We start from the raw sequence: 18,893 nt of genomic DNA, 5'->3' as shown, positions 1-18,893 counted from the left end.
ACCGCTTGATCTCATAGAAGGAGTCGAGACGATGACTGAAGTTGTTACGATCAATGAAAATGCCGCCGTCACCACCGAAGCATTGGCGCATCTGGGCGAAGGTATGATCGCCTATGTGAAGCCGGTTCGCTCGGAAGATGTGCCGGGACTGTTCCCGCAGGCGCCGGAGATTGCGCCGGGATTGCAGCTGTTCGCGCTGCACGCCGCCGACGGCACGCCGATCATGCTCACCGACAGCCGTGAAGCGGCGATCGCGAATGCATGGAGCCAGGAATTGCAGACCGTCAGCGTTCACTAACGCGAACCGGCCAGCATGCAGACGTCAGGATACGCGGTGACAGCCGCGTATCCCAATGTTGAGTATCCCAGCGTCCAAACGACGATCATCACGCGCAGGCGCTCGGCTTGCATGACGCGGTATCTATTTAACCCGTCGTCAATATCGTGAGCACATTAACGGACGCAATCGATTCGCACGCGACCTCTCATCCGCTGCGCCATCTGAAAAACTGATCCCCCCATCAATAGCAATCTGGGTATCCGACGCGATGGCATCATTGCGTCTGATCTTTGCTGCTGTTTCACAGAAGAAAATGGTGACTACGCATTCACCATGACTTGAGAAAATCTGGTCATGTTGAGATTCGAGGTCGCCATGAATGGATCGACACAAGCGCAGATAGTTCAAGTCGAAGACTTGCTACGGAGCTTCGGTGCAACGATCACCGCTCCGAAATCAGAGGCAGTTCCCCGGACCGGCTCCTGGGGTTTTGATAGTCGGCCAGTGATCGCAGCCTGTTTCGCGATCCTCGTCTTTGCACCGGGCTGCGCAGCTGCCACCGTATTCTTGATGCGCGCCGACGGCACCGTCCCTCTCATCATCGCACCCGACAGCAGCCCGCCTTTCGTGACCAAGTCAGACCGCTTGCCGCTCGGGCAATGGAGTATCGAGGCCGTTCAGAGCCTCGGCACTCTAAATAACGCGCGCCTTGCGACGGCTGCTGCACTCGCAGATCCCATATTTCTCTCACCAATCCTGATCCGCGGCAGCCTCGAGGACGGCACGCTCACGACCTTCGCCGAGCCCGCGGCCATGCCTGGGCCGACCATGCTGCTGTCAAAGCTGCGGGTGAAGCGTGACGTCCGGCGGCCCAAGCCACCCAAACTCGTCGCCGAAATCACTCACCCCGAGCCGCCACAACCAACCTTCTTCGAAAAGCTGTTCGGACGACGTTTCAACTAGCTCAGTCACTCTTCTCACAAGCGAGGAACACAATGCAAAACACTGCCGCGATGAACTCGGACGTCAAAGCTCTCCTCACTTTGCTGTTGCTGAAGACCGGCACCAGTTCGCCGGAGATTCACAATGCTCTGCAGCTTGCTGCCGCATCGCGGGTAATGATGGCGGAAGAATATGCCAATCCGATGCGCATGCAGGGCATAGAAGCTTCAGGCAGCAACGTCGCCAAGCTTCGTCCCGCAACCGCCGTCAACGTTCCTGAAACGTCAGCGGCCGTGCGACGCATGAAGCAGAGCGCAGACGCGATGAATTCCGACGTCAAGGCGCTGCTGACGTTGCTGCTGCTCAAGAGCGGCGCGGATTCCAACGAGATCCAGACCGCACTGCGGATGGCAGCATCGTCGCGCGCAGTCGCTGCAGCGGAAGAAGCAGAATCGATCCGTGCCGAAACGCAAGCCGAAGCTGCCTCTGCGGCCATGAACGAGCTCGCATCGATCACCGCGCGGCAGGCGGTGCGCAACGAGTCGCTCGCTCCAATCTCGGCCAAGGAATTCGCGGCGTAAGCTGGCAAGGCCAACCAGCCTTCCATCTCCGCGCAAGCAGGGATCTGGTTCGGAACAGAGAAACGCCCGGTCCAACCGGGTGCTTCCAGCGTAAGCTGCGGGGTGAGATGGTTAGGCGGCTGTCGCTGGCGGCAAAGCGAGCACCGAATAGATCGCCTGAGCGTCACGGGAGGCACGCAGCTTTTTGGCGACGTCCTGATCGCGCAGCAGACGTGCGATCCGTGCCAGCGCCTTCAGATGATCGGCGCCCGCACCTTCCGGCGCCAGCAGCAGAAACACCAGATCGACCGGCTGGCCGTCCATGGCCTCGAAATCGATCGGACGATCGAGACGCGCAAACAGGCCGAACAGCTTGTCGAGCTTCGGCAACTTGCCATGCGGAATGGCAACGCCATAGCCCACGGCCGTCGTACCGAGCTTCTCACGCTGCAACAGCACCTCGAAAATGGCGCGGTCGTTCTGACCGGTGAGCGCGGAAGCGCGCGCAGCGAGCTCCTGCAGCGCCTGCTTCTTGCTGTTGACCTTCAACGCCGGGATTATCGCCTCGGGCGCGACCAGATCGGTAATTGTCATTGACCGTTCCGAGGATGTTTGACCGTCAGCGGGTAGTTAGAACCAAAACCGGCAGCGTCAAGAAAGACTGGAAAGGGACATCGTTCCTGTGATGGAAAACGCGCCGGGCGCGAACGCCCGGACGTACTCTAGCACCGGAACCCCCCATGCGAAATCCATTGACCGGTATAACCCTGTCAAAGGCGGCGGACCATAGGGAGGGGCCGTTTGGGCGTCAATGCCGTCAGGACGGTTTAACCACCGGTGGATCGACCCAACCCACGTTACCGTCGCCTCGGCGGTACACGATATTCACCCGACCGGTACTGCCATGCAGGAATAGCACGACGGCCGCGCCGGTGAAATCAAGTTCCATGACAGCTTCGCTCACCGAGAACCGCTTCAGCGACCTGGTCGATTCGGCAATGATGACCGGATCGTAGCCACTGTCGGCATCGCCCTCATGATCGGGCGCCTCAAGGATGTAGCTCGGCGCGTCCAAAGTCGGGGCCGTGAGTTCAGCCATTGCCTGATTTTCAGCATGCGTCTTGCGCGCGGAACGATCCTTCAGCCGGCTCTTGTAGCGACGCAAACGTTTCTCGATCTGAAGCAGCGCCTGATCGGCGCTGGCGTAAGCATCCGCTGCATTGGAGTCCGCTTCGAGCGTAATTCCGGAATCAAGATGCAACGCACAATCGGTGCGGAAGCCGAAGCCGTCTTTGCTGAGCGTGATGTGACCGGAATAGTTGCCATCGAAATATTTGCGAAGGACCTCATCGGTCCGCTCGCTCACGCGGCCTCGCAAAGCGTCTCCGACATTGATGCTTTTTCCCGAGATACGAAGGGTCATGCTGATGCCTCGATTCTTCTGCCTTGAACCGACAGTATCCCGTTTCCACGGGAGTGCAATCAAGCTGGTGCAGTGTCGCGGGATCGGTCGGGTGCCCTATCGGACGGAGTGGCGGGTGCCGTGAGTGCATTGCCGAGCATACTCTGCTTGTCGCGCCGGCGCTGAACTGAAGACGGGATACGCATGGCTTCACGGTATTTGGCAACGGTACGGCGCGCGATATCAATTCCGGCTTCGCGCAAGCGTTCCACGATCGTGTCGTCCGAAAGAATAAGAGAAGGACTTTCTCCATCAATCAATTGCTTGATGTGATGTCGCACCGCTTCAGCCGAATGCGCTTCGCCACCATCAGCCGACGCTATCGATGCCGTAAAGAAGTATTTCAATTCAAAGCTGCCGCGATTTGTCGCCATGTATTTATTGGCGGTAACGCGCGACACCGTCGATTCATGCATTTGAATGGCATCAGCAACCGCCTTGAGATTCAGCGGCCGAAGATGCGCAACACCCTGCGTGAAGAAGCCATCCTGTTGCCGGACGATCTCGGTCGCAACCTTTAGGATAGTACGCGCGCGCTGATCGAGCGCACGCACCAACCAGGTCGCATTTTGTAGACAATCAGTGAAGTACGACTTGTCACCATCCTTGCGGATCGTTTTCGACAATTCGGAATAATAAACCTGGTTCACGAGAACGCGCGGCAGCGTGTCGCTGTTCAACTCGACATGCCAGCCGCCATCAGGACCCGGCCGCACATAGACATCAGGCACCACGGTCTGTGTTCGCGCCGAGCCAAACTTCAGACCGGGCTTCGGATCGAGCCTGCGAATCTCGCCGATCATGTCGGTCAGATCTTCGTCGTCGACGCCGCAGATTTTTCTGAGATTGCCGATGTCGCGCTTGGCCAGGAGATCGAGATGCTCGACCAATGCCTGCATCGCGGGGTCGTAACGGTTCTGTTCACGCAACTGGATTGCGAGACATTCGCTGAGACTGCGCGCGCAGACACCCGGCGGATCGAATTTCTGCAACGCACCGAGAACGCTTTGGACATCGTCTACAGAGGCGCCCAGCCGCTCATGCACGTCGCCGAGATCTTGTGGCAGGTAGCCGGCCTCATCGACGAGATCGATCAGATACTGACCGATCATGCGCTGCGCGGGCGACGAGAACGCCACCGAGAGCTGTTCGGCGAGATGGCTGCCGAGAGTCACTTCCGCGGCAACGAAGGCCTCGAGATTGTAGCTGTCGTCGTTGGAGGCGCCGCCGCCCCATTCGGTATAGGCGGTCGGGGCTGCGTCCTGCGCGTTGCGTGCAGCGGCCTCTGCAGGCTCTTCGGAGAAGACGTTGTCCAGCCCAGTGTCCAGGGTCTGCTCGATCTCGGCGCGGGTGCCGAGCTCGCGGTTCATCCACTCGTCGGGCGCCGGCGCATCGAAGCTGTCGCCGCCTGAACGATCGGAAAAATCGGAATGGTCGCCGCCATCGTCGTGGCCGGAGGCATAGCCCGCCTCGTCCTGGCTCGAAAACTCGCTGCGCTCGGGGCTGGCCTCGCCGGCCACTGGCGGCTCAGGACCGTCGCTGGCGCGTTCCAGCAGCGGATTGCGCTCCAGTTCATCTTCGACAAAGGTTGCGAGATCGAGATTCGACAGCTGCAGGAGCTTGATGGCCTGCATCAGCTGCGGCGTCATCACCAGCGACTGGGATTGCCGGAACTCTAGTCTCTGCGTCAGCGCCATGGAGGCAAAAACCGATCCAAAAGTTGGTCCGTTTCTTGCTTATCTCTTTCCCGGCCTGATGTACACGGCTTGACGAATTGTAAATTTGGTCTAGAGGCGGAATTCCTCGCCAAGGTAAAGCCGACGCACGTCCGGGTCAGCCACGATCTCCTCAGGAGATCCTTCCGTCAGGATTTCACCAGCATAGACGATGTAGGCGCGGTCTGTCAGCCCCAGCGTTTCGCGCACGTTGTGGTCGGTGATGAGCACGCCGATGCCGCGATTGGTCAGGTGACGGACCAGGTCCTGAATATCCCCCACGGCAATCGGGTCGATGCCGGCAAAGGGCTCGTCGAGCAGCATGTAATTCGGCCGCGTCGCCAGCGCGCGCGCAATTTCAACGCGGCGGCGCTCACCGCCGGACAGCGCGATCGACGGCGACTTGCGCAGTCTCTGGATGTTGAACTCTTCGAGCAGCCCGTCGAGCTCGCGCTCGCGTTTCTTGCGGCTGGGCTCGACGACCTCCAGCACCGCACGGATGTTCTGCTCGACCGTGAGGCCGCGAAAAATCGAGGCTTCCTGCGGCAGATAGCCGATGCCGAGGCGCGCACGTTGATACATCGGCAGCTGGGTGACGTCGTGGCCGTCAAGCTCAATGGCCCCGCTGTCGGGCTTGATCAGGCCGGTGATCATGTAGAACACTGTGGTCTTGCCGGCGCCGTTCGGTCCGAGCAGACCGACGGCCTCGCCGCGGCGAACATAAATGCTGACGCCGCGGGTAACCTGGCGTGAACCGAAGCTCTTTTTCACATTATGGACGGCCAGATAACCCGCGCGCGGGGTCGCTTTTGGCGCGGCGGCGCCGTTGGTCCGGGGCCGCGGCGGCGCCTTGTCCGGACGGCGGGCCGGCGCAGGCTGTGGGGCACGCGGCGTCTCCCCCCGGGCCTGCGGAACCTGGGGCGTATCGGCCGGGGCGGTCCGCGCGAGTGGCGGCGCCTCACGGCTGGGATTGCCCAGCATGTCGCCCATGCTGTCGCCGAGCGCCGTGATGTCGACCGGCGACCGCGCAAAACCCTGCGGACCGCGTTTTGGAGCGCGCCGACGGAACATGCCGAGGAAATCAACCATTCGCGCTTCGATCAGCCTTTAAACGTCATCCGCGCCAGGTCGCGGCATGTTCGATCACTGGGAACAGCATGGCGGACTAGATGTCCCTTGCCCAGCCGAACGCCAAGCCTTCCATGTCGATTAAAACAATGGCGATAACGGGTTACGCAGCCAGATTCAACCGGATCCGGCTCGTCTATATCGGCAAACCCTTCGAGTTACTTGGGTTTTCCGCCTCCAGGCCCGGGTATGATCGAGGTCGGGCCCCCGCCACCCTTCTGGCCGGACGACTCGAACATGCCCTGGACCCTGCCGCTGTTGGATTCGACGCGTGAGGTGCCCGTGGTCATATCCACGGTCAGACGATCGCCGCGCAGCACATTCTTGCCCTGGGTGAGCACAACATTGCCCTGCATGGTGACGAGATTGGTCCGGGTGTCGAACACCGCCGTCTCGCCGGTGACAACCTGATCTTTCTGGGTGACGATGACCCCGCCGCGCGCTTCAAGTCGCTTGATCGCCGACGAGCCGCCAGGGCCGGGCTGCGCCGCCTTGATCGGCGCCTTGGGCGCAGCCTTGGCCGCCGGCTCGTTCGCGGAGCCGCCGCCGTCATAGAAGACCACAAGAGTCTTCGACTTCATCGTGGTATCGCCCTGCACGACCTTCACATCGCCTGCGAAGGTCGCTTCCTTTTTCTTGTCGCGCATTTCCAGCGATGCGGCCTCGATCTGGATAGGCTGATCGCGATTCTGCGAGAAGCCCTGCATGGCATTCGGCACACCCTGCACCGCGCTCTGCGCATTTGCATCGGCTGTGAAAGCCAGCACGAGCACGGCGATCGCAGCGCCGGTCACCCCGCGGAATCGGACATTACTGACGGGAAAAATCATCACATTCATTTCGCGTTGGGGCGCTTGCCGTTGGCGGCCCGCGGTTTCACGGGCTCCGGCGCGGCTTCGGGCTCCGCCACGGTCTCAGGCTGAGCCGAAGCGTCCGGCGAAGGCGGGTCCATCTTCAGGTTCATCGACACACCGCCCTCGAACCTAACCAGCTCACCGTGTTCCGTGATGCGCATCCGTTGCCCGAGCAAAGTGCCGTTGAGAAGTTTGACATCGACCGGTTCGTCCGACGTGACCGTGCCATTGGCAATATCAATGTTCGCCTGTGTCAGCTTGGCTTCGTAGCCGGTCGTCGTTTGCAGGAAAATGTCCTGATACAGATAGAGCATCTGTGATTTCGAATTGAACTTCCCGGTGCGGGCATCCATCGTCATCGTCGACTTGTCTTCCATCATCACCTTGGCGCGCAAGGTCGTTAGTTCGACATTGTCGGGATCCGTCAGATCCTGCGTCGCGGCCTTGGCCCACAACTCATAGGGCCGTCCGTCCGGCGAGAATCCGGCCAGATGCGGTGTCTCCATGGTGATCTTGGTCCCCGAAACGACCAGATTGCCCATGTCGAGCGGCAATTTGGCGAGGATCCGGAACGGATTGAAGATCGACACGCCGACAATTGCCGCCATCGACAGGATCACGACGGCAGGGACAGCAATCCGCAGCAGACGCACCAGACGGCTATGGCGTGCCGCGGCCCTGAACCGCGCATCCATGCCCGCCTGATAGCTGGGAATCTGAACTGAACTCACCGTCGCTCCAACGGGCCATGCCAAAAAGGGCCACACCGAAAGGCCTGCCAAACCGGCGCCAGTCTACGCTGAAATGCACCGGTTTGCAGCCCCGCCCACCAGAACGAGGAGTATGACCGAAACGCGGCGGGAGGGATCCTGAACTGTTTCAGAAAGTCACTTCGCCGCAGGCCGGTCACGAATGAGCGAAAATGTCCTCGTTTTCCCAACCCGACAGGTCGAGTTTGGCCCGGGTCGGGAGGAAGTCAAAACAGGCCTGCGCCAGCTCGGTGCGGCCCTCCCGCGCCAGCATGACGTTCAGCCGTTCGCGCAGCCCATGCAGATGCAGCACGTCCGATGCCGCGTAGGATAGCTGGGCCTCGCTGAGAGTCTGACTGCCCCAGTCGCTCGACTGCTGCTGCTTCGACAGATCGACGCCGAGGACTTCGCGGACCAGGTCCTTGAGACCATGCCTGTCGGTATAGGTGCGGCACAGGCGGGAGGCGATCTTGGTGCAATAGACCGGCTCGGGCATGACGCCGAGCGCATTGTAGAGAGCGGCGAGATCGAACCGCGCAAAGTGAAAGATCTTGGTCACCTTGGGATCGCCGAGCAGCTTCTTCAGGTTCGGCGCGTCCGTATGGCCCATCGGGATCTGCACGACATCAGCGCTTCCATCGCCGGGCGAAAGCTGCACCACGCATAGCCGGTCGCGATGCGGATTGAGACCCATGGTCTCGGTGTCGATCGCAACCGAATCGGTGTAACGGCTCAAATCCGGCAGATCGCCGCGATGCAGGCGGATGGTCATGGTCTCAATTGCCTCTTTCAGCGCCCGCGATTCGCGGGATTTGGGTGACTTTACCGCGCAATGGCCGGGCTGACGAGAGATACGCTCCCCCAGGCATGTTTCGCCTGCAGCAAAAAGCTGACAGACTGAGCGGGCCATTCATCCAGCGGGCAGAGGTTGCAGATGAACGTCGCACAGCAGCGTTTGCCCCGTTTCGCGGTCCTGATCGATGCCGACAACACGTCTCCGCAGATTGCCGGCAGCTTGTTCGAGGAAATCTCCAAATTCGGCGAAGCCAGCGTTCGCCGGATCTACGGCGACTTCTCAAGTCCGCAGCTCAGATCTTGGGCCGACATCCTGCAAAAGCACGCCATCGATCCTTATCAGCAGTTCGCCTACACGAAGGGCAAGAACTCGTCCGACATCGCGCTGGTGATCGACGCGATGGACCTGCTGCATAGCGGGCGGTTCGACGGCTTTTGCCTGGTGTCCTCCGATAGCGACTTCACACGTCTCGCCTCACGGCTCCGCGAGCAGGGCGCTGACGTCTACGGCTTCGGCACGCGGAAAACACCCGAGAGTTTTCGGCAGGCGTGCCGGCGCTTCATCTATACGGAGAACCTGAGACCCGAACGCGCAACGGCAAGCACAGAGCAACCATCAAAACCAGCAGCCTTGCAAAGCCCCGCTGCCGCAGTTCCCATTCTGGAAAAGGTGGTATCCCAACTGAGCAACGAAGACGGCTGGGTCAATCTGGACCGGGTCGGAGAACAACTTCCGAACACCGTGTCCGACTTTGACGTCCGCACCTACGGCTTTAAGAAGCTGAGCGACCTGGTGCGCAAAATGGAGACATTCGAGGTCGGAGAGGGCTCAACCGGACGTTTGCGACTTCGGATCAAACCGAAGACGGCCACGCCGGCCGAGGAGAAACCTTCCGAAGAAGCAGCGGTCGCGCCACAAAGAAAGCGCGCCGCCATCAGGAGGAGACGCGAAACGGCTCAGGCCGGGTCGAAATAGTGGATTTCCATCAACACGCAGCCGCCGACCGACTTGAACGGACCGTGATAGGCGCCGGGCGGACGGCAGGCATAGGTATTCGGCTTGAAGGACTCGCCGCCATTGCCCTGCTTGTCATTGCCGACGATCAGGTCGCCGGTGAACAGGAATACTTCTTCCCAATATTCGTGCACGAACGGCTCGGTGGTGTAGACGCCCGGCTCGAAGCGCAGCAGGCGGGTGCGGCTGCCACGCTTGTTCACTTCGTCGAGCGCCCCCGACAGGATCTTCTGCTGGATGCCGGCCGGATAGCCCGCGGGCGTCTCCCATCCCGAAGACATATCGACGGTGCGGAATTCATCGTGAAGTTTATTGATGGCCATGGTCAGTGTTCCTGAGGGGACAGATCAAGCGACAGCGCGCGGCGAGGCAGCCGGCGCCGTTGAGGTGGAGACTTCATCGGCAAGGTCATAGCTGGACAGCATCTTGTCGAGCAACGCCGCCGACCTCATCCAGTCATAGGTGCGGAAGGCATGGCCCTTGGTGACGAAGGTCGCGCCGGCGAAAAACATCTCGTATTGCGAGTGACGCGAGGCGAATTCGGAGCCGACCGCGTCCCAGGCCAGCTTGTAAAACTTGACCTTCTCGGTCGCGCTGGCCGCGGGGGACTGCTGGGTCTTGCCGATCAGACGCGCCAATTCCGGATTGGCAAAATCCTTCACCGAGGACGGCAGCATGATCATGCCGCCGCCGGCGAGCTCGCGCAGCGTGTTGATGACCTTGGAATAGAGCTGCTGGGTGAGGACCTGTGCCGAATACAGCATCGCCCGGTCCGGCACGTAATGAGCGCCGCGCTGCGTGCCCTTGGTCTCCATCGCGACGACGAAGGCTTCGACCATCGACACTTCGGCTGCGAGTTGGCCGAGCATTTCCCTGACCTGCGGGAAGCCGGCTATGCCGTTGGTCTCGGCGGTCCGGTGCGCGATCCCGATCAGGAAGCGCAGCTTCACCGAGAGCCGGATCATGGCCTGATAGTTCTGATACACATGCGCCGGGGTCGCGTGGAACTGCTTCTGGCACATCGCGATGTCATCGACGATGAACACCCGATCCCAAGGCACCTTCACGTCGTCGAAGTACAGCACGGCATCATTTTCATCGAAGCGGCTCGACAGCGGATTGTCGAACACGGACGGCGACGCAGCTTCATAGGACTTGCGCGACAGAACCTTCAGACCCTTGGTGTTCATCGGAACCGCGAAAGACACCGCATATTTCTCATCGCCGGGCTGCAGCGGCTGGATACAGGTGACGAACACCTCGTTCGCCATGATGCCGCCGGTGGCCAACATCTTGGCGCCACGGATCGTCAGGCCCTCGGCATCGCGCGACACTACGCCCGCCGACAGGAACGGATCGGCCTGCTCGGCCGCGCTCTTGGAGCGGTCGGCCTGCGGGTTGATGATCACATAAGTGAGGTAAAGATCGTTGTCGCGGGCGTAGCGATAGTAATCCGCCAGCGCCTTCGCGCGATCCTTGTCGTAGGCCTCGAATACCTCGACGCCCATATACATGCCGGCGATGCAGGAAGCGACGTGATCCGGCGCGCGGCCCATGAAGCCGGCATGCAGCTCGGTCCAGGCCTCCAGGCCACGGCGACGATTGACCAGCGCATCATAGCTGCCGGGCAATTCCCAGATCCGGTTGGCTCGGGTGCCAGTCTCGGTCTCGAAAGTCATCAGCTCGCGATTTTCCGGCGCGCTCTGGAAATCGAACATCCGCCCAATCGAGGCCACCGCACCCCGGAACGCCGGATGGGTGGTCACGTCATCCACCAGCTCGCCATCGAGATAGATTTCACGGCCATCGCGCAGGCTCGCGATATGCTGTTCGCCGGTCTTGATCATGGGTTGCCTCGATCACTTTCAGTCATGGATAGCATTTTCAGGTGCGTTATTTCAGTAGTGCATCGGCAGCGGCCATTCCGGGCTGCGCTCGGTGCTTGCAAGGCTGCGATAGGCCCCACGGAAGAAGACCAACGGCTCGTTGGCCGGATAGGCGCTGAACTTCACCACCCGGCCGACGAAGATCACATGGTCCCCGCCGTCATATTGCGCGTATGGCGCACATTCGAAGTGTGCGAGCGCGCCGGCGATCAGGGGCGCCGCCTCATGGCCCAGCGTATGTTCGACCGCCGCCCACTTGTCGCCGAGCGCCCTGGCGAACTTGTTCGACAGATGCTCCTGATCGCGGCCGAGGATGTTCACGGCATAACCTTTGGCCTCGGTCATCGCCTTGAGGCTGAAGGCCTTGCGGTCGATCGAGAACAGGATCAGCGGCGGGTCCACCGAGACCGAGTTGAACGAACTCATGGTCAAGCCGATCGCCTGGCCATCGGCCGCTTCGGCCGTGATCACGGCGACGCCGGTGGCAAACTGTCCGAGCGCCTGTCGGAAGGCGCGAGGATCCACGTCCGCAGTGGCGCCCATGGTCATCTCCTGATCGCGAAACCTGAACGACGCGCATTAGCTTTATAACAAAGCTATATTATCGAACGAAAGTGCGCGCTGTCAAGCATGGCTGGCCTGCTATCAAAACGCACTGGTTCCAACTTGTTTGTGCGTAACGCCGCCGCTATACGACTCATAGGTGTGCGGGGACCTGATGGCGATTAAGAGCAAATCACGTAAAATGAAGGTAGAACCGACGATTTCGCGGCCACAATTGATGGTCGACGGATCGGATCGGGCTTTCCGCCAATTTGTCCATGACACATTGGCGTTTTCGGCGCGGCTTCAGGCTGTGCGCGGGCAACTCGGCGCAGTGATCGGCCTGTCCGGCACGCAATACACGGTGCTGATCGCCATTGCTCATTTGAGCGGCACGGATGAGAAGATCGGCGTCAATCAGGTCGCCGAGCACCTGCACTTCAGCGGCGCGTTCATTACGATCGAGATCAACAAGCTGGTATCAAACGGCCTTGTTGAAAAAGAGACCGATGAGGAAGATCGCCGCCGCGTCATTCTGACCATCACGCCGAAAGCGCGCGCGCTGCTCAATGAACTGGCACCCGTTCAGCGTCCGGTGAACGATATGCTGTTTCGCAGCATGTCGGCTGCGGATTTCGAGCGAACGCGCAAGCTGATGTCGGAGATGGTGGACGCCGCCGACGAGGCAATCCGGCTGCTGGACTACAACGCACCGGCATCGGTCGCCCGGCAGACCAAATAACCTGCTGTTTGACGGGTTTGTCGTTAGCTATTCTCCGGCGCGCAGCCGGTAGCCGATACCCGTTTCGGTCAGGACGAATTGCGGGCGCTCCGGATCGAGCTCGATCTTTTGACGCAGCTGGCGGACATAAACGCGCAGATATTGTGCGTCGGTGAGCTCGTCCCACAATTCCTTCAGCAGAAACCGATGGGTCAGCACCTTGCCGGCATGCTGCACCAGGACCCGCAGCAACTCATATTCCTTTGGTGACAGTTTCACCTCACGGTCACCCACCTTGACGATGCGACGCACCAGATCGACCGACAATTCCCCGGAGCGGAATACCGGCCGCTCGCCATGAACCTGTAGCTGATGCCTGAGCGCGGCCCGCATGCGTGCCAGCAGCTCATCCATGCCAAACGGCTTGGTGAGATAGTCGTCGGCACCGAGATCGAGCGCCTGCACCTTGCCAGCTTCATCGCCGCGGCTGGACAGCACCACGATCGGCACGCTGTCGTCGCGGGCGCGAATCATCTGCAGCAGATCGTGGCCCTGGATGTCCGGCAGGCCCAGATCGAGAATGATCAAAGCGGGCTTCTCCGCCAATTTCTCCAGCGCGATCTTGCCGTTGCTGGCCTCAAGGATGTCATAACCCTGGGTGCTGAGGCCCATGCGCAGCAATTTGCGGATCGGCGGCTCATCATCGATGACCAGGACCTTGATGGCAGCGGTGTTCATGCGGCGGTGTCCAGAGCTTCGGAGGCCGGCGGGATGGGAAGGCGGATGGTCAGCACGGCGCCTGATCGGTCGGCGCGATTGGTGGCCGAAATAGTGCCACGCATTGCCTCAACAAAGCCCCGGGAGATCGCAAGGCCGAGGCCGGTGCCCGCCCGAACGTGATCGCCCTTGTTGGCGCGATAGAATTTATCGAACACCTGCTCGAGATCGGCGGGTGGAATGCCCGTCCCCTCGTCCGTCACCTGCAGCGAGACTGAGTCCGCATCGCGCATGGCCCTGATCGTGATGGTGGTGTCATCCGGGGCATATTTCGCGGCATTGTCGAGCAGATTGAACAGCACCTGCTCGAACAATACCGCATCAAGCTCCAGCATCGGCAGGTTTGGCGCCAGATCGAGCGTGACGCGATGCCTGCTGAGGATCTTGCCGGCCCGGCGCAGCGCGCTACCGACGATCTCGGTGAGATCCTGCAGCGTTGCATTCGGCACCACGGCACCGGATTCCAGCTTGGTCATATCCAGCAGATTGGCGATGAAGCGGTTCAGCCGTTCGGATTCGTCGATTACCGTACCGAGCAGATCGGCCTTCTCGGCCTCGCTGAGCTTCAGCGATAGATCGCGCAGCGTGGAAGCCGCACCGAGCACGGAGGCCAGCGGCGTCTTCAGATCATGCGAGATCGAGGTCAGCAGCGCCTGACGCAACCTATCGGATTCGACGTTGCGCTGCGCACGGTCCATGTCTTCGACGAGTTGTACGCGCTCGATCGCGAGTGCGCTCTGGTCCACAAGTGCATCCAGCAACCGGCGCTGGTCCGGCGTCAGCAGCGGACCCGTACGGTCATCGTCGATGCCGATCACGCCGATCGGCCCACGGCCGGTGCGCATGGGAAGAAACAGCCGCTTCGCGCCGGGTAACGTATCGGACCCACGACCCGCCGGGCGATCATTGCTCCAGGCCCAGTTGGCAGCGGCCAGATCCGCCTTGTCCAATTCGTCCTCAGGCGGATACCCGGCCTTGACGGTGATCACGCCCTGCTCCGGCAGCAGCAGTACAACCCGCACCTTCAGCATCAATGCGATCTGATAGGCGCTCGCCCACAGCACGTCGTCAAGCGCCGCCGTGCTCGCGAGCTTGCGGCTGAACGCGTAGAGCGACTCGGTTGTGCGCACGCGGCCAAAGGCCGAGACGGCCTGGGTGCGCACCCGCGCCGCCACATTGGACACCAGAATGGCGATCAGCATGAAGAAGAAGAAGGCCGCCACATTGGTCGGATCGGTGATGGTGAGCGTATAGACCGGCGGCAGGAAGAAGAAGTTATAGCTCAGCGATGCCACGACGCTTGCCAGCAGCGATGGCCAGAGACCAAAGCGCACGGCGACGCCGACCACGGCGGTGAGAAACATCAGATCGACATTCTCGATCCCGAAGATCGGACGCAGCAGCGTTGCGGCCCCAAGAGCCACCGCCACGACCGCCAGCGCCGCAATATAGGGCTTTGCATCGAACGGCTCGACGCGATCGGTCATCTGCGCACGTTTCGCAGCCGGCTCTGTCGGCAACGCATCGCCGGCGATCACATGCACACTGATATTGCCGGCGCGCCGCACGAGATCATGCACCACCGAACCGCGCACCAGCTCGAACCACCACGACCGTGATGCCTTGCCAATCACGATCTGGGTAACGTTGTTGGCATGCGCATAGCCGAGCAGATCGTCGGCGATCCGCCGGCCTGCGCCCGGAATCGTCAGCGCTTCGGCGCCAAGTGCCTCGGCAAGCCGCAGCGTATCGGCCAGCCGGTCGCGCTGTTCTTCGGTGAGTTGAAGGCTACGTCGCGTCTCGATGCTGACCGCCGTCCACGGCGCGTGAAGCCGATCCGCGAGACGCTTGGTGTAGCGCACCAGCCCGGCTGAGCGCGGGTCCTCACTGATACAGACCAGAATGCGTTCGCCGGCAGCCCACGGGCCGGCAATGGCATTGGCCTGCATATGCGTGAGCAATTGCTCATCGACCCGGTCGGCCGTGCGGCGCAACGCCAGCTCGCGCAACGCCGTGAGATTGCCGGGCGAGAAATAATGTTCCAGCGCACGCTCGGCCTGTTTGGGAACGTAGACCTTGCCTTCCTTCAGCCGCTGGATCAGATCGTCCGGGGTGAGGTCGATCAGCTCGATGGCGTCTGCACGATCGAACACCGAATCCGGCACGGTCTCGCGCACCCGCACATGAGTGATTTGGGCGACCACATCATTCAGGCTTTCGATGTGCTGGATATTGACTGCCGTGTAGACGTCGATCCCTGCGGCCAATAATTCTGCGGCGTCGAGATAACGTTTCGGATGCCGGCTGCCGGACGCGTTGGTATGGGCGAGTTCGTCCACCAATGCGATCTGCGGGCGCCGCGCAATCAGCGCATCGAGGTCCATTTCCTCGAGGACCTGACCCTTGTGATCGATCCGGCGCCGGGGAATGACTTCAAGGCCCGTGAGCAGCGCCTCGGTCTCCGCGCGGCCGTGGGTCTCGACGACACCGACCACCACATCGACACCCGCCTTGCGCCTGGCATGGGCGCTTTGCAGCATCTCGTAGGTCTTGCCGACGCCGGGAGCGGCGCCGACAAAAATCTTCAACCGCCCGGCCGCACCTTCCTCGCGCCTCGCTGTTTCCAGCAAGGCTTCAGGCGAAGGTCGTTGATCGGGATCGCGGCGCTGATTTGCCATAAGGCAATATAGTCTCCGCTACGGCTGCGGCCTAGACGGCCTACTTCAGTGCGGCGGCGTCCAGCGCGAGATTCAAGGCAAGAACGTTAACGCGCGGTTCGCCTAGCAGACCGCCGAGGCGGCCTTCGACCTTATCTGTCACCAGCTGGCGGACGCGGTCCTCCGGCAGCTTGCGCGCCTTGGCGATACGGGGCACCTGAAACAGCGCACCCTCCGGCGAAATGTTCGGGTCGAGACCGCTGCCTGAGGTGGTCACGAGATCGATCGGCACCGGCATCGACGGGTTTTCTGCCTTCAGTTTCTCGACGTCCTCCTTCACGCGGTCAATCAGCGCCTTGCTGGTCGGGCCGAGATTGGAGCCCATCGAGTTGATGGCATTGTAAGGCTGCGGCACCGTCTTTGTGGAATCCTGCGGGTCGGGACCCAGGGTCGCCGACGGGCGGCCGTGGAAGTATTCCTCACCCTTGAATTCCTGACCGATCAGGGACGAGCCGACAACCTTGCCGTCCCGTTCGATGAGGCTCCCTTGCGCCTGGTTCGGCATGATGGCTTCAGCGACGCCCGTCATCGCGAGCGGGTAGCCGAAACCGGTGATGGCCGTGAGGCCGAGCAGCAGAACGATGGCTGGGCGAATTTCTCTCAACATAATGTAACTCCTCAAACCAGGTGCAGGGCGGTGACGACGAGGTCAATCGCCTTGATGCCGATGAACGGAACGATGATGCCGCCGAGGCCGTAGATCAGCAGGTTGCGGCCGAGCAGTGCGCCGGCGCCGATCGGGCGATAGGCGACGCCTTTCAGGGCCAACGGAATCAGCGCGATGATGATGATCGCGTTGAAGATAATGGCCGACAGGATGGCGCTCTGCGGGCTCGCCAGCTTCATGACATTGAGCGCTTCAAGCTGCGGATAGAAGGCGAGGAAGATCGCCGGGATAATGGCGAAGTATTTCGCCACGTCATTGGCGATCGAGAACGTGGTCAGCGCCCCCCGCGTCATCAGGAGCTGCTTGCCAATTTCGACGACTTCGATGAGCTTGGTCGGATTGGAGTCCAGATCGACCATATTGCCCGCTTCGCGCGCCGCCTGCGTGCCGGTGTTCATCGCAACGCCCACATCGGCTTGCGCCAGTGCCGGCGCGTCGTTGGTGCCGTCGCCGCACATCGCCACCAACTTGCCCTTGGCCTGCTCGTCGCGGATAAGCTGCAGCTTGTCCTCGGGTGTCGCCTGCGCCAGGAAATCATCGACGCCGGCTTCGGCTGCGATGGCTGCAGCGGTCATCGGATTGTCGCCGGTGATCATGATGGTGCGGATGCCCATGCGGCGCAGTTCGGCGAAACGCTCACGGATGCCGCCCTTGACGATATCCTTCAGATGGATGACGCCGAGCAGCTTGCCATCGCGCGCAACCGCCAACGGGGTGCCGCCGCCCTTTGCAATCTCGTCGGAGATCGCCTGGATTTCACGTGCCGTGTCCGACATCGCGGCCGGCTGCATCGCACGCACGGTGTTGCCGGACGCCACGGCGAACGACGCGCCACCGTTGACGTAAGCGAGTATCGAATCCACCGCTCCCTTGCGGACCGACGAGCCACCGGCATCGACACCGCTCATTCGGGTCTGTGCGGTGAACGGCACGAAAGTCGCTGACAGTTCGGCCATGTCGCGGCCGCGGATGCCGTATTTCTCCTTAGCCAGCACGACGATGGAGCGGCCTTCCGGGGTTTCGTCCGCGAGCGATGCAAGCTGCGCCGCATCGGCCAGTTCCTGTTCGGTCACGCCGCGCACCGGACGGAAGGCTGTCGCCTGACGATTGCCGAGCGTGATGGTGCCGGTCTTGTCGAGCAGCAGCGTATCGACGTCGCCGGCAGCTTCCACCGCACGACCGGACATCGCCAGCACGTTGAAGCGCACCAGACGATCCATGCCGGCAATGCCGATCGCCGACAACAGCGCGCCGATGGTGGTCGGGATCAGGGTCACGAACAAAGCCACCAGCACCACCACCGAGATCGAACCACCAGCATAAGCCGCATAGCTCGGGATCGTCACCGTGGCGAAGACGAAAATGATGGTGAGCCCGACCAGCAGGATGTTCAGTGCGATCTCGTTCGGTGTCTTCTGCCGCTCGGCGCCTTCGACCAGCTTGATCATGCGGTCGATAAAAGTCGAGCCTTGCGCCGCGGTGATGCGGACGCGAATCCAGTCGGACAGCACCTGCGTGCCACCGGTGACCGCCGAGCGATCGCCGCCGGATTCACGAATGACAGGTGCAGACTCGCCGGTGATCGCCGCCTCATTAACTGAAGCCACGCCTTCGATCACTTCACCGTCGGACGGGATGTTGTCGCCGGCTTCCACCAGCACGACATCGCCGACCTTCAGGCTGGTGCCCGAGACCATGCGGTAGCTCTTGTCGCCGCTGTCGCTGCCGGTGAGCAGCTTGGCCTGGCTTTCGGTGCGGGTCTTCTTCAGCGATTCCGCCTGCGCCTTGCCGCGCCCTTCGGCGACGGCTTCGGCAAAGTTGGCGAACAGCACCGTGAACCAGAGCCAGAGGATGATCTGGAACGCAAATCCCAGATCGCTTCCGCCGGTGATGACGTTCTTGATGAAGATCACCGTGGTGAGTGCGGCGACGACCTCGACCACGAACATCACGGGATTCTTGATCATCAGCCGCGGATCAAGCTTTTTGAAAGCCGAGCCGATGGCTGGGATGACAATTTTCGAATCGAGCATGGCCGAGACCGGCACTCGCTTCTGCAGTTTCAACGTTTCCATGGACATA

19 protein-coding genes are annotated in these 18,893 nt (G+C 61.2%); 5 read left to right on the top strand and 14 right to left on the bottom strand.

From position 1 onward, the window contains the following. The first annotated feature begins 31 nt into the window (after window positions 1–31). The 3 genes from HP556_RS28475 (at window position 32) to HP556_RS28465 (ending at window position 1,803) form a co-directional block, all read left to right on the top strand. Complete coding sequence (locus HP556_RS28475) at window positions 32–298, top strand: BQ00720 family protein (RefSeq protein WP_089266380.1); 267 nt, start codon at window positions 32–34, stop codon at window positions 296–298. A gap of 336 nt (window positions 299–634) precedes the next feature. Further along, entirely contained in the window at window positions 635–1,243 is a 609-nt protein-coding gene (locus HP556_RS28470; protein ID WP_175369397.1) for a hypothetical protein, read from the top strand. A 32-nt stretch (window positions 1,244–1,275) separates the two neighbouring features. After that, window positions 1,276–1,803 (top strand): hypothetical protein, encoded by a 528-nt coding sequence (locus HP556_RS28465; RefSeq protein WP_139285801.1) that lies wholly within the window; start codon window positions 1,276–1,278, stop codon window positions 1,801–1,803. A 111-nt stretch (window positions 1,804–1,914) separates the two neighbouring features. Here HP556_RS28465 and ptsN read toward each other — a convergent pair whose 3' ends face one another. From ptsN to HP556_RS28430, 7 genes are all read right to left on the bottom strand, one after another. Beyond that, window positions 1,915–2,376: a PTS IIA-like nitrogen regulatory protein PtsN gene (ptsN, locus tag HP556_RS28460; RefSeq protein ID WP_089266376.1), complete on the bottom strand. Its 462-nt coding sequence runs from the start codon at window positions 2,374–2,376 to the stop codon at window positions 1,915–1,917. 223 nt (window positions 2,377–2,599) lie between these two features. Beyond that, window positions 2,600–3,205 carry a ribosome hibernation-promoting factor, HPF/YfiA family gene (hpf, locus tag HP556_RS28455; RefSeq protein WP_089266375.1) on the bottom strand — a complete coding sequence of 202 codons (606 nt, stop codon included), beginning with the start codon at window positions 3,203–3,205 and terminating at the stop codon, window positions 2,600–2,602. Between the two features lie 59 nt (window positions 3,206–3,264). After that, window positions 3,265–4,941 (bottom strand): RNA polymerase factor sigma-54, encoded by a 1,677-nt coding sequence (gene rpoN / locus HP556_RS28450; RefSeq protein WP_175369396.1) that lies wholly within the window; start codon window positions 4,939–4,941, stop codon window positions 3,265–3,267. Between the two features lie 90 nt (window positions 4,942–5,031). After that, on the bottom strand, window positions 5,032–6,048 hold the full coding sequence (lptB, locus tag HP556_RS28445) for an LPS export ABC transporter ATP-binding protein (protein WP_175369395.1): 1,017 nt from the start codon (window positions 6,046–6,048) through the stop codon (window positions 5,032–5,034). Window positions 6,049–6,245: 197 nt separating this feature from the next. Further along, on the bottom strand, window positions 6,246–6,917 hold the full coding sequence (locus tag HP556_RS28440; protein WP_420878726.1) for an LptA/OstA family protein: 672 nt from the start codon (window positions 6,915–6,917) through the stop codon (window positions 6,246–6,248). 5 nt (window positions 6,918–6,922) lie between these two features. Continuing rightward, window positions 6,923–7,672 (bottom strand): LPS export ABC transporter periplasmic protein LptC, encoded by a 750-nt coding sequence (gene lptC / locus HP556_RS28435; protein WP_175369393.1) that lies wholly within the window; start codon window positions 7,670–7,672, stop codon window positions 6,923–6,925. Between the two features lie 175 nt (window positions 7,673–7,847). Further along, entirely contained in the window at window positions 7,848–8,462 is a 615-nt protein-coding gene (locus HP556_RS28430; protein WP_068730302.1) for a ribonuclease D, read from the bottom strand. Between the two features lie 162 nt (window positions 8,463–8,624). On the opposite strand from HP556_RS28430, the gene HP556_RS28425 reads away from it, so the two are divergent. Continuing rightward, window positions 8,625–9,461 (top strand): NYN domain-containing protein, encoded by an 837-nt coding sequence (locus tag HP556_RS28425; RefSeq protein ID WP_175369392.1) that lies wholly within the window; start codon window positions 8,625–8,627, stop codon window positions 9,459–9,461. Here HP556_RS28425 and HP556_RS28420 read toward each other — a convergent pair. From HP556_RS28420 to HP556_RS28410, 3 genes are read right to left on the bottom strand one after another with little or no spacing between them, the layout of a single operon-like run. Further along, the gene (locus tag HP556_RS28420; RefSeq protein ID WP_089266367.1) at window positions 9,443–9,823 is read right to left on the bottom strand and encodes a cupin domain-containing protein; all 381 of its coding nucleotides are present in this window, start codon (window positions 9,821–9,823) and stop codon (window positions 9,443–9,445) included. The two genes, HP556_RS28425 and HP556_RS28420, sit on opposite strands and share 19 nt — an antisense overlap. A gap of 24 nt (window positions 9,824–9,847) precedes the next feature. Further along, a complete protein-coding gene (locus tag HP556_RS28415) occupies window positions 9,848–11,347 on the bottom strand; it encodes a 4-hydroxyphenylacetate 3-hydroxylase family protein (RefSeq protein WP_175369391.1) in 1,500 nt (499 codons plus the stop codon). Between the two features lie 51 nt (window positions 11,348–11,398). Next, complete coding sequence (locus tag HP556_RS28410) at window positions 11,399–11,929, bottom strand: flavin reductase family protein (protein WP_210269356.1); 531 nt, start codon at window positions 11,927–11,929, stop codon at window positions 11,399–11,401. A gap of 202 nt (window positions 11,930–12,131) precedes the next feature. On the opposite strand from HP556_RS28410, the gene HP556_RS28405 reads away from it, so the two are divergent. Next, window positions 12,132–12,671, top strand: a complete 540-nt coding sequence (locus HP556_RS28405; protein ID WP_158596735.1) for a MarR family winged helix-turn-helix transcriptional regulator — start codon at window positions 12,132–12,134, stop codon at window positions 12,669–12,671. Between the two features lie 27 nt (window positions 12,672–12,698). On the opposite strand, the gene HP556_RS28400 is transcribed toward HP556_RS28405, so the two are convergent. The 4 genes from HP556_RS28400 to kdpB are packed head-to-tail and all read right to left on the bottom strand — an operon-like array spanning window position 12,699 to window position 18,886. Further along, window positions 12,699–13,388 (bottom strand): response regulator, encoded by a 690-nt coding sequence (locus tag HP556_RS28400; protein WP_175369389.1) that lies wholly within the window; start codon window positions 13,386–13,388, stop codon window positions 12,699–12,701. Further along, window positions 13,385–16,105: a sensor histidine kinase gene (locus HP556_RS28395; RefSeq protein ID WP_175369388.1), complete on the bottom strand. Its 2,721-nt coding sequence runs from the start codon at window positions 16,103–16,105 to the stop codon at window positions 13,385–13,387. The genes HP556_RS28400 and HP556_RS28395 overlap by 4 nt, the downstream gene beginning before the upstream one ends. A 40-nt stretch (window positions 16,106–16,145) precedes the next feature. Beyond that, the gene (locus tag HP556_RS28390; RefSeq protein WP_175369387.1) at window positions 16,146–16,751 is read right to left on the bottom strand and encodes a K(+)-transporting ATPase subunit C; all 606 of its coding nucleotides are present in this window, start codon (window positions 16,749–16,751) and stop codon (window positions 16,146–16,148) included. 11 nt (window positions 16,752–16,762) lie between these two features. Then, window positions 16,763–18,886: a potassium-transporting ATPase subunit KdpB gene (gene kdpB / locus HP556_RS28385; protein ID WP_120287716.1), complete on the bottom strand. Its 2,124-nt coding sequence runs from the start codon at window positions 18,884–18,886 to the stop codon at window positions 16,763–16,765. Window positions 18,887–18,893: the final 7 nt, after the last annotated feature.

Origin of the sequence: Tardiphaga robiniae (assembly GCF_013359755.1) — a bacterium.
GTDB classification, from domain to species: Bacteria; Pseudomonadota; Alphaproteobacteria; order Rhizobiales; family Xanthobacteraceae; genus Tardiphaga; species Tardiphaga robiniae.
This window is presented reverse-complemented; position numbering and strand designations above follow the sequence as displayed.

Coding starts and splice junctions, on each gene's coding strand:
- HP556_RS28475 (WP_089266380.1), top strand. CDS start 32: ATGACTGAAGTTGTTACGATCAATGAAAATGCCGCCGTCACCACCGAA.
- HP556_RS28470 (WP_175369397.1), top strand. CDS start 635: ATGTTGAGATTCGAGGTCGCCATGAATGGATCGACACAAGCGCAGATA.
- HP556_RS28465 (WP_139285801.1), top strand. CDS start 1,276: ATGCAAAACACTGCCGCGATGAACTCGGACGTCAAAGCTCTCCTCACT.
- ptsN (WP_089266376.1), bottom strand. CDS start 2,376: ATGACAATTACCGATCTGGTCGCGCCCGAGGCGATAATCCCGGCGTTG.
- hpf (WP_089266375.1), bottom strand. CDS start 3,205: ATGACCCTTCGTATCTCGGGAAAAAGCATCAATGTCGGAGACGCTTTG.
- rpoN (WP_175369396.1), bottom strand. CDS start 4,941: ATGGCGCTGACGCAGAGACTAGAGTTCCGGCAATCCCAGTCGCTGGTG.
- lptB (WP_175369395.1), bottom strand. CDS start 6,048: ATGGTTGATTTCCTCGGCATGTTCCGTCGGCGCGCTCCAAAACGCGGT.
- HP556_RS28440 (WP_420878726.1), bottom strand. CDS start 6,917: ATGATTTTTCCCGTCAGTAATGTCCGATTCCGCGGGGTGACCGGCGCT.
- HP556_RS28430 (WP_068730302.1), bottom strand. CDS start 8,462: ATGACCATCCGCCTGCATCGCGGCGATCTGCCGGATTTGAGCCGTTAC.
- HP556_RS28425 (WP_175369392.1), top strand. CDS start 8,625: ATGAACGTCGCACAGCAGCGTTTGCCCCGTTTCGCGGTCCTGATCGAT.
- HP556_RS28420 (WP_089266367.1), bottom strand. CDS start 9,823: ATGGCCATCAATAAACTTCACGATGAATTCCGCACCGTCGATATGTCT.
- HP556_RS28415 (WP_175369391.1), bottom strand. CDS start 11,347: ATGATCAAGACCGGCGAACAGCATATCGCGAGCCTGCGCGATGGCCGT.
- HP556_RS28410 (WP_210269356.1), bottom strand. CDS start 11,929: ATGGGCGCCACTGCGGACGTGGATCCTCGCGCCTTCCGACAGGCGCTC.
- HP556_RS28405 (WP_158596735.1), top strand. CDS start 12,132: ATGAAGGTAGAACCGACGATTTCGCGGCCACAATTGATGGTCGACGGA.
- HP556_RS28400 (WP_175369389.1), bottom strand. CDS start 13,388: ATGAACACCGCTGCCATCAAGGTCCTGGTCATCGATGATGAGCCGCCG.
- HP556_RS28395 (WP_175369388.1), bottom strand. CDS start 16,105: ATGGCAAATCAGCGCCGCGATCCCGATCAACGACCTTCGCCTGAAGCC.
- HP556_RS28390 (WP_175369387.1), bottom strand. CDS start 16,751: ATGTTGAGAGAAATTCGCCCAGCCATCGTTCTGCTGCTCGGCCTCACG.
- kdpB (WP_120287716.1), bottom strand. CDS start 18,886: ATGGAAACGTTGAAACTGCAGAAGCGAGTGCCGGTCTCGGCCATGCTC.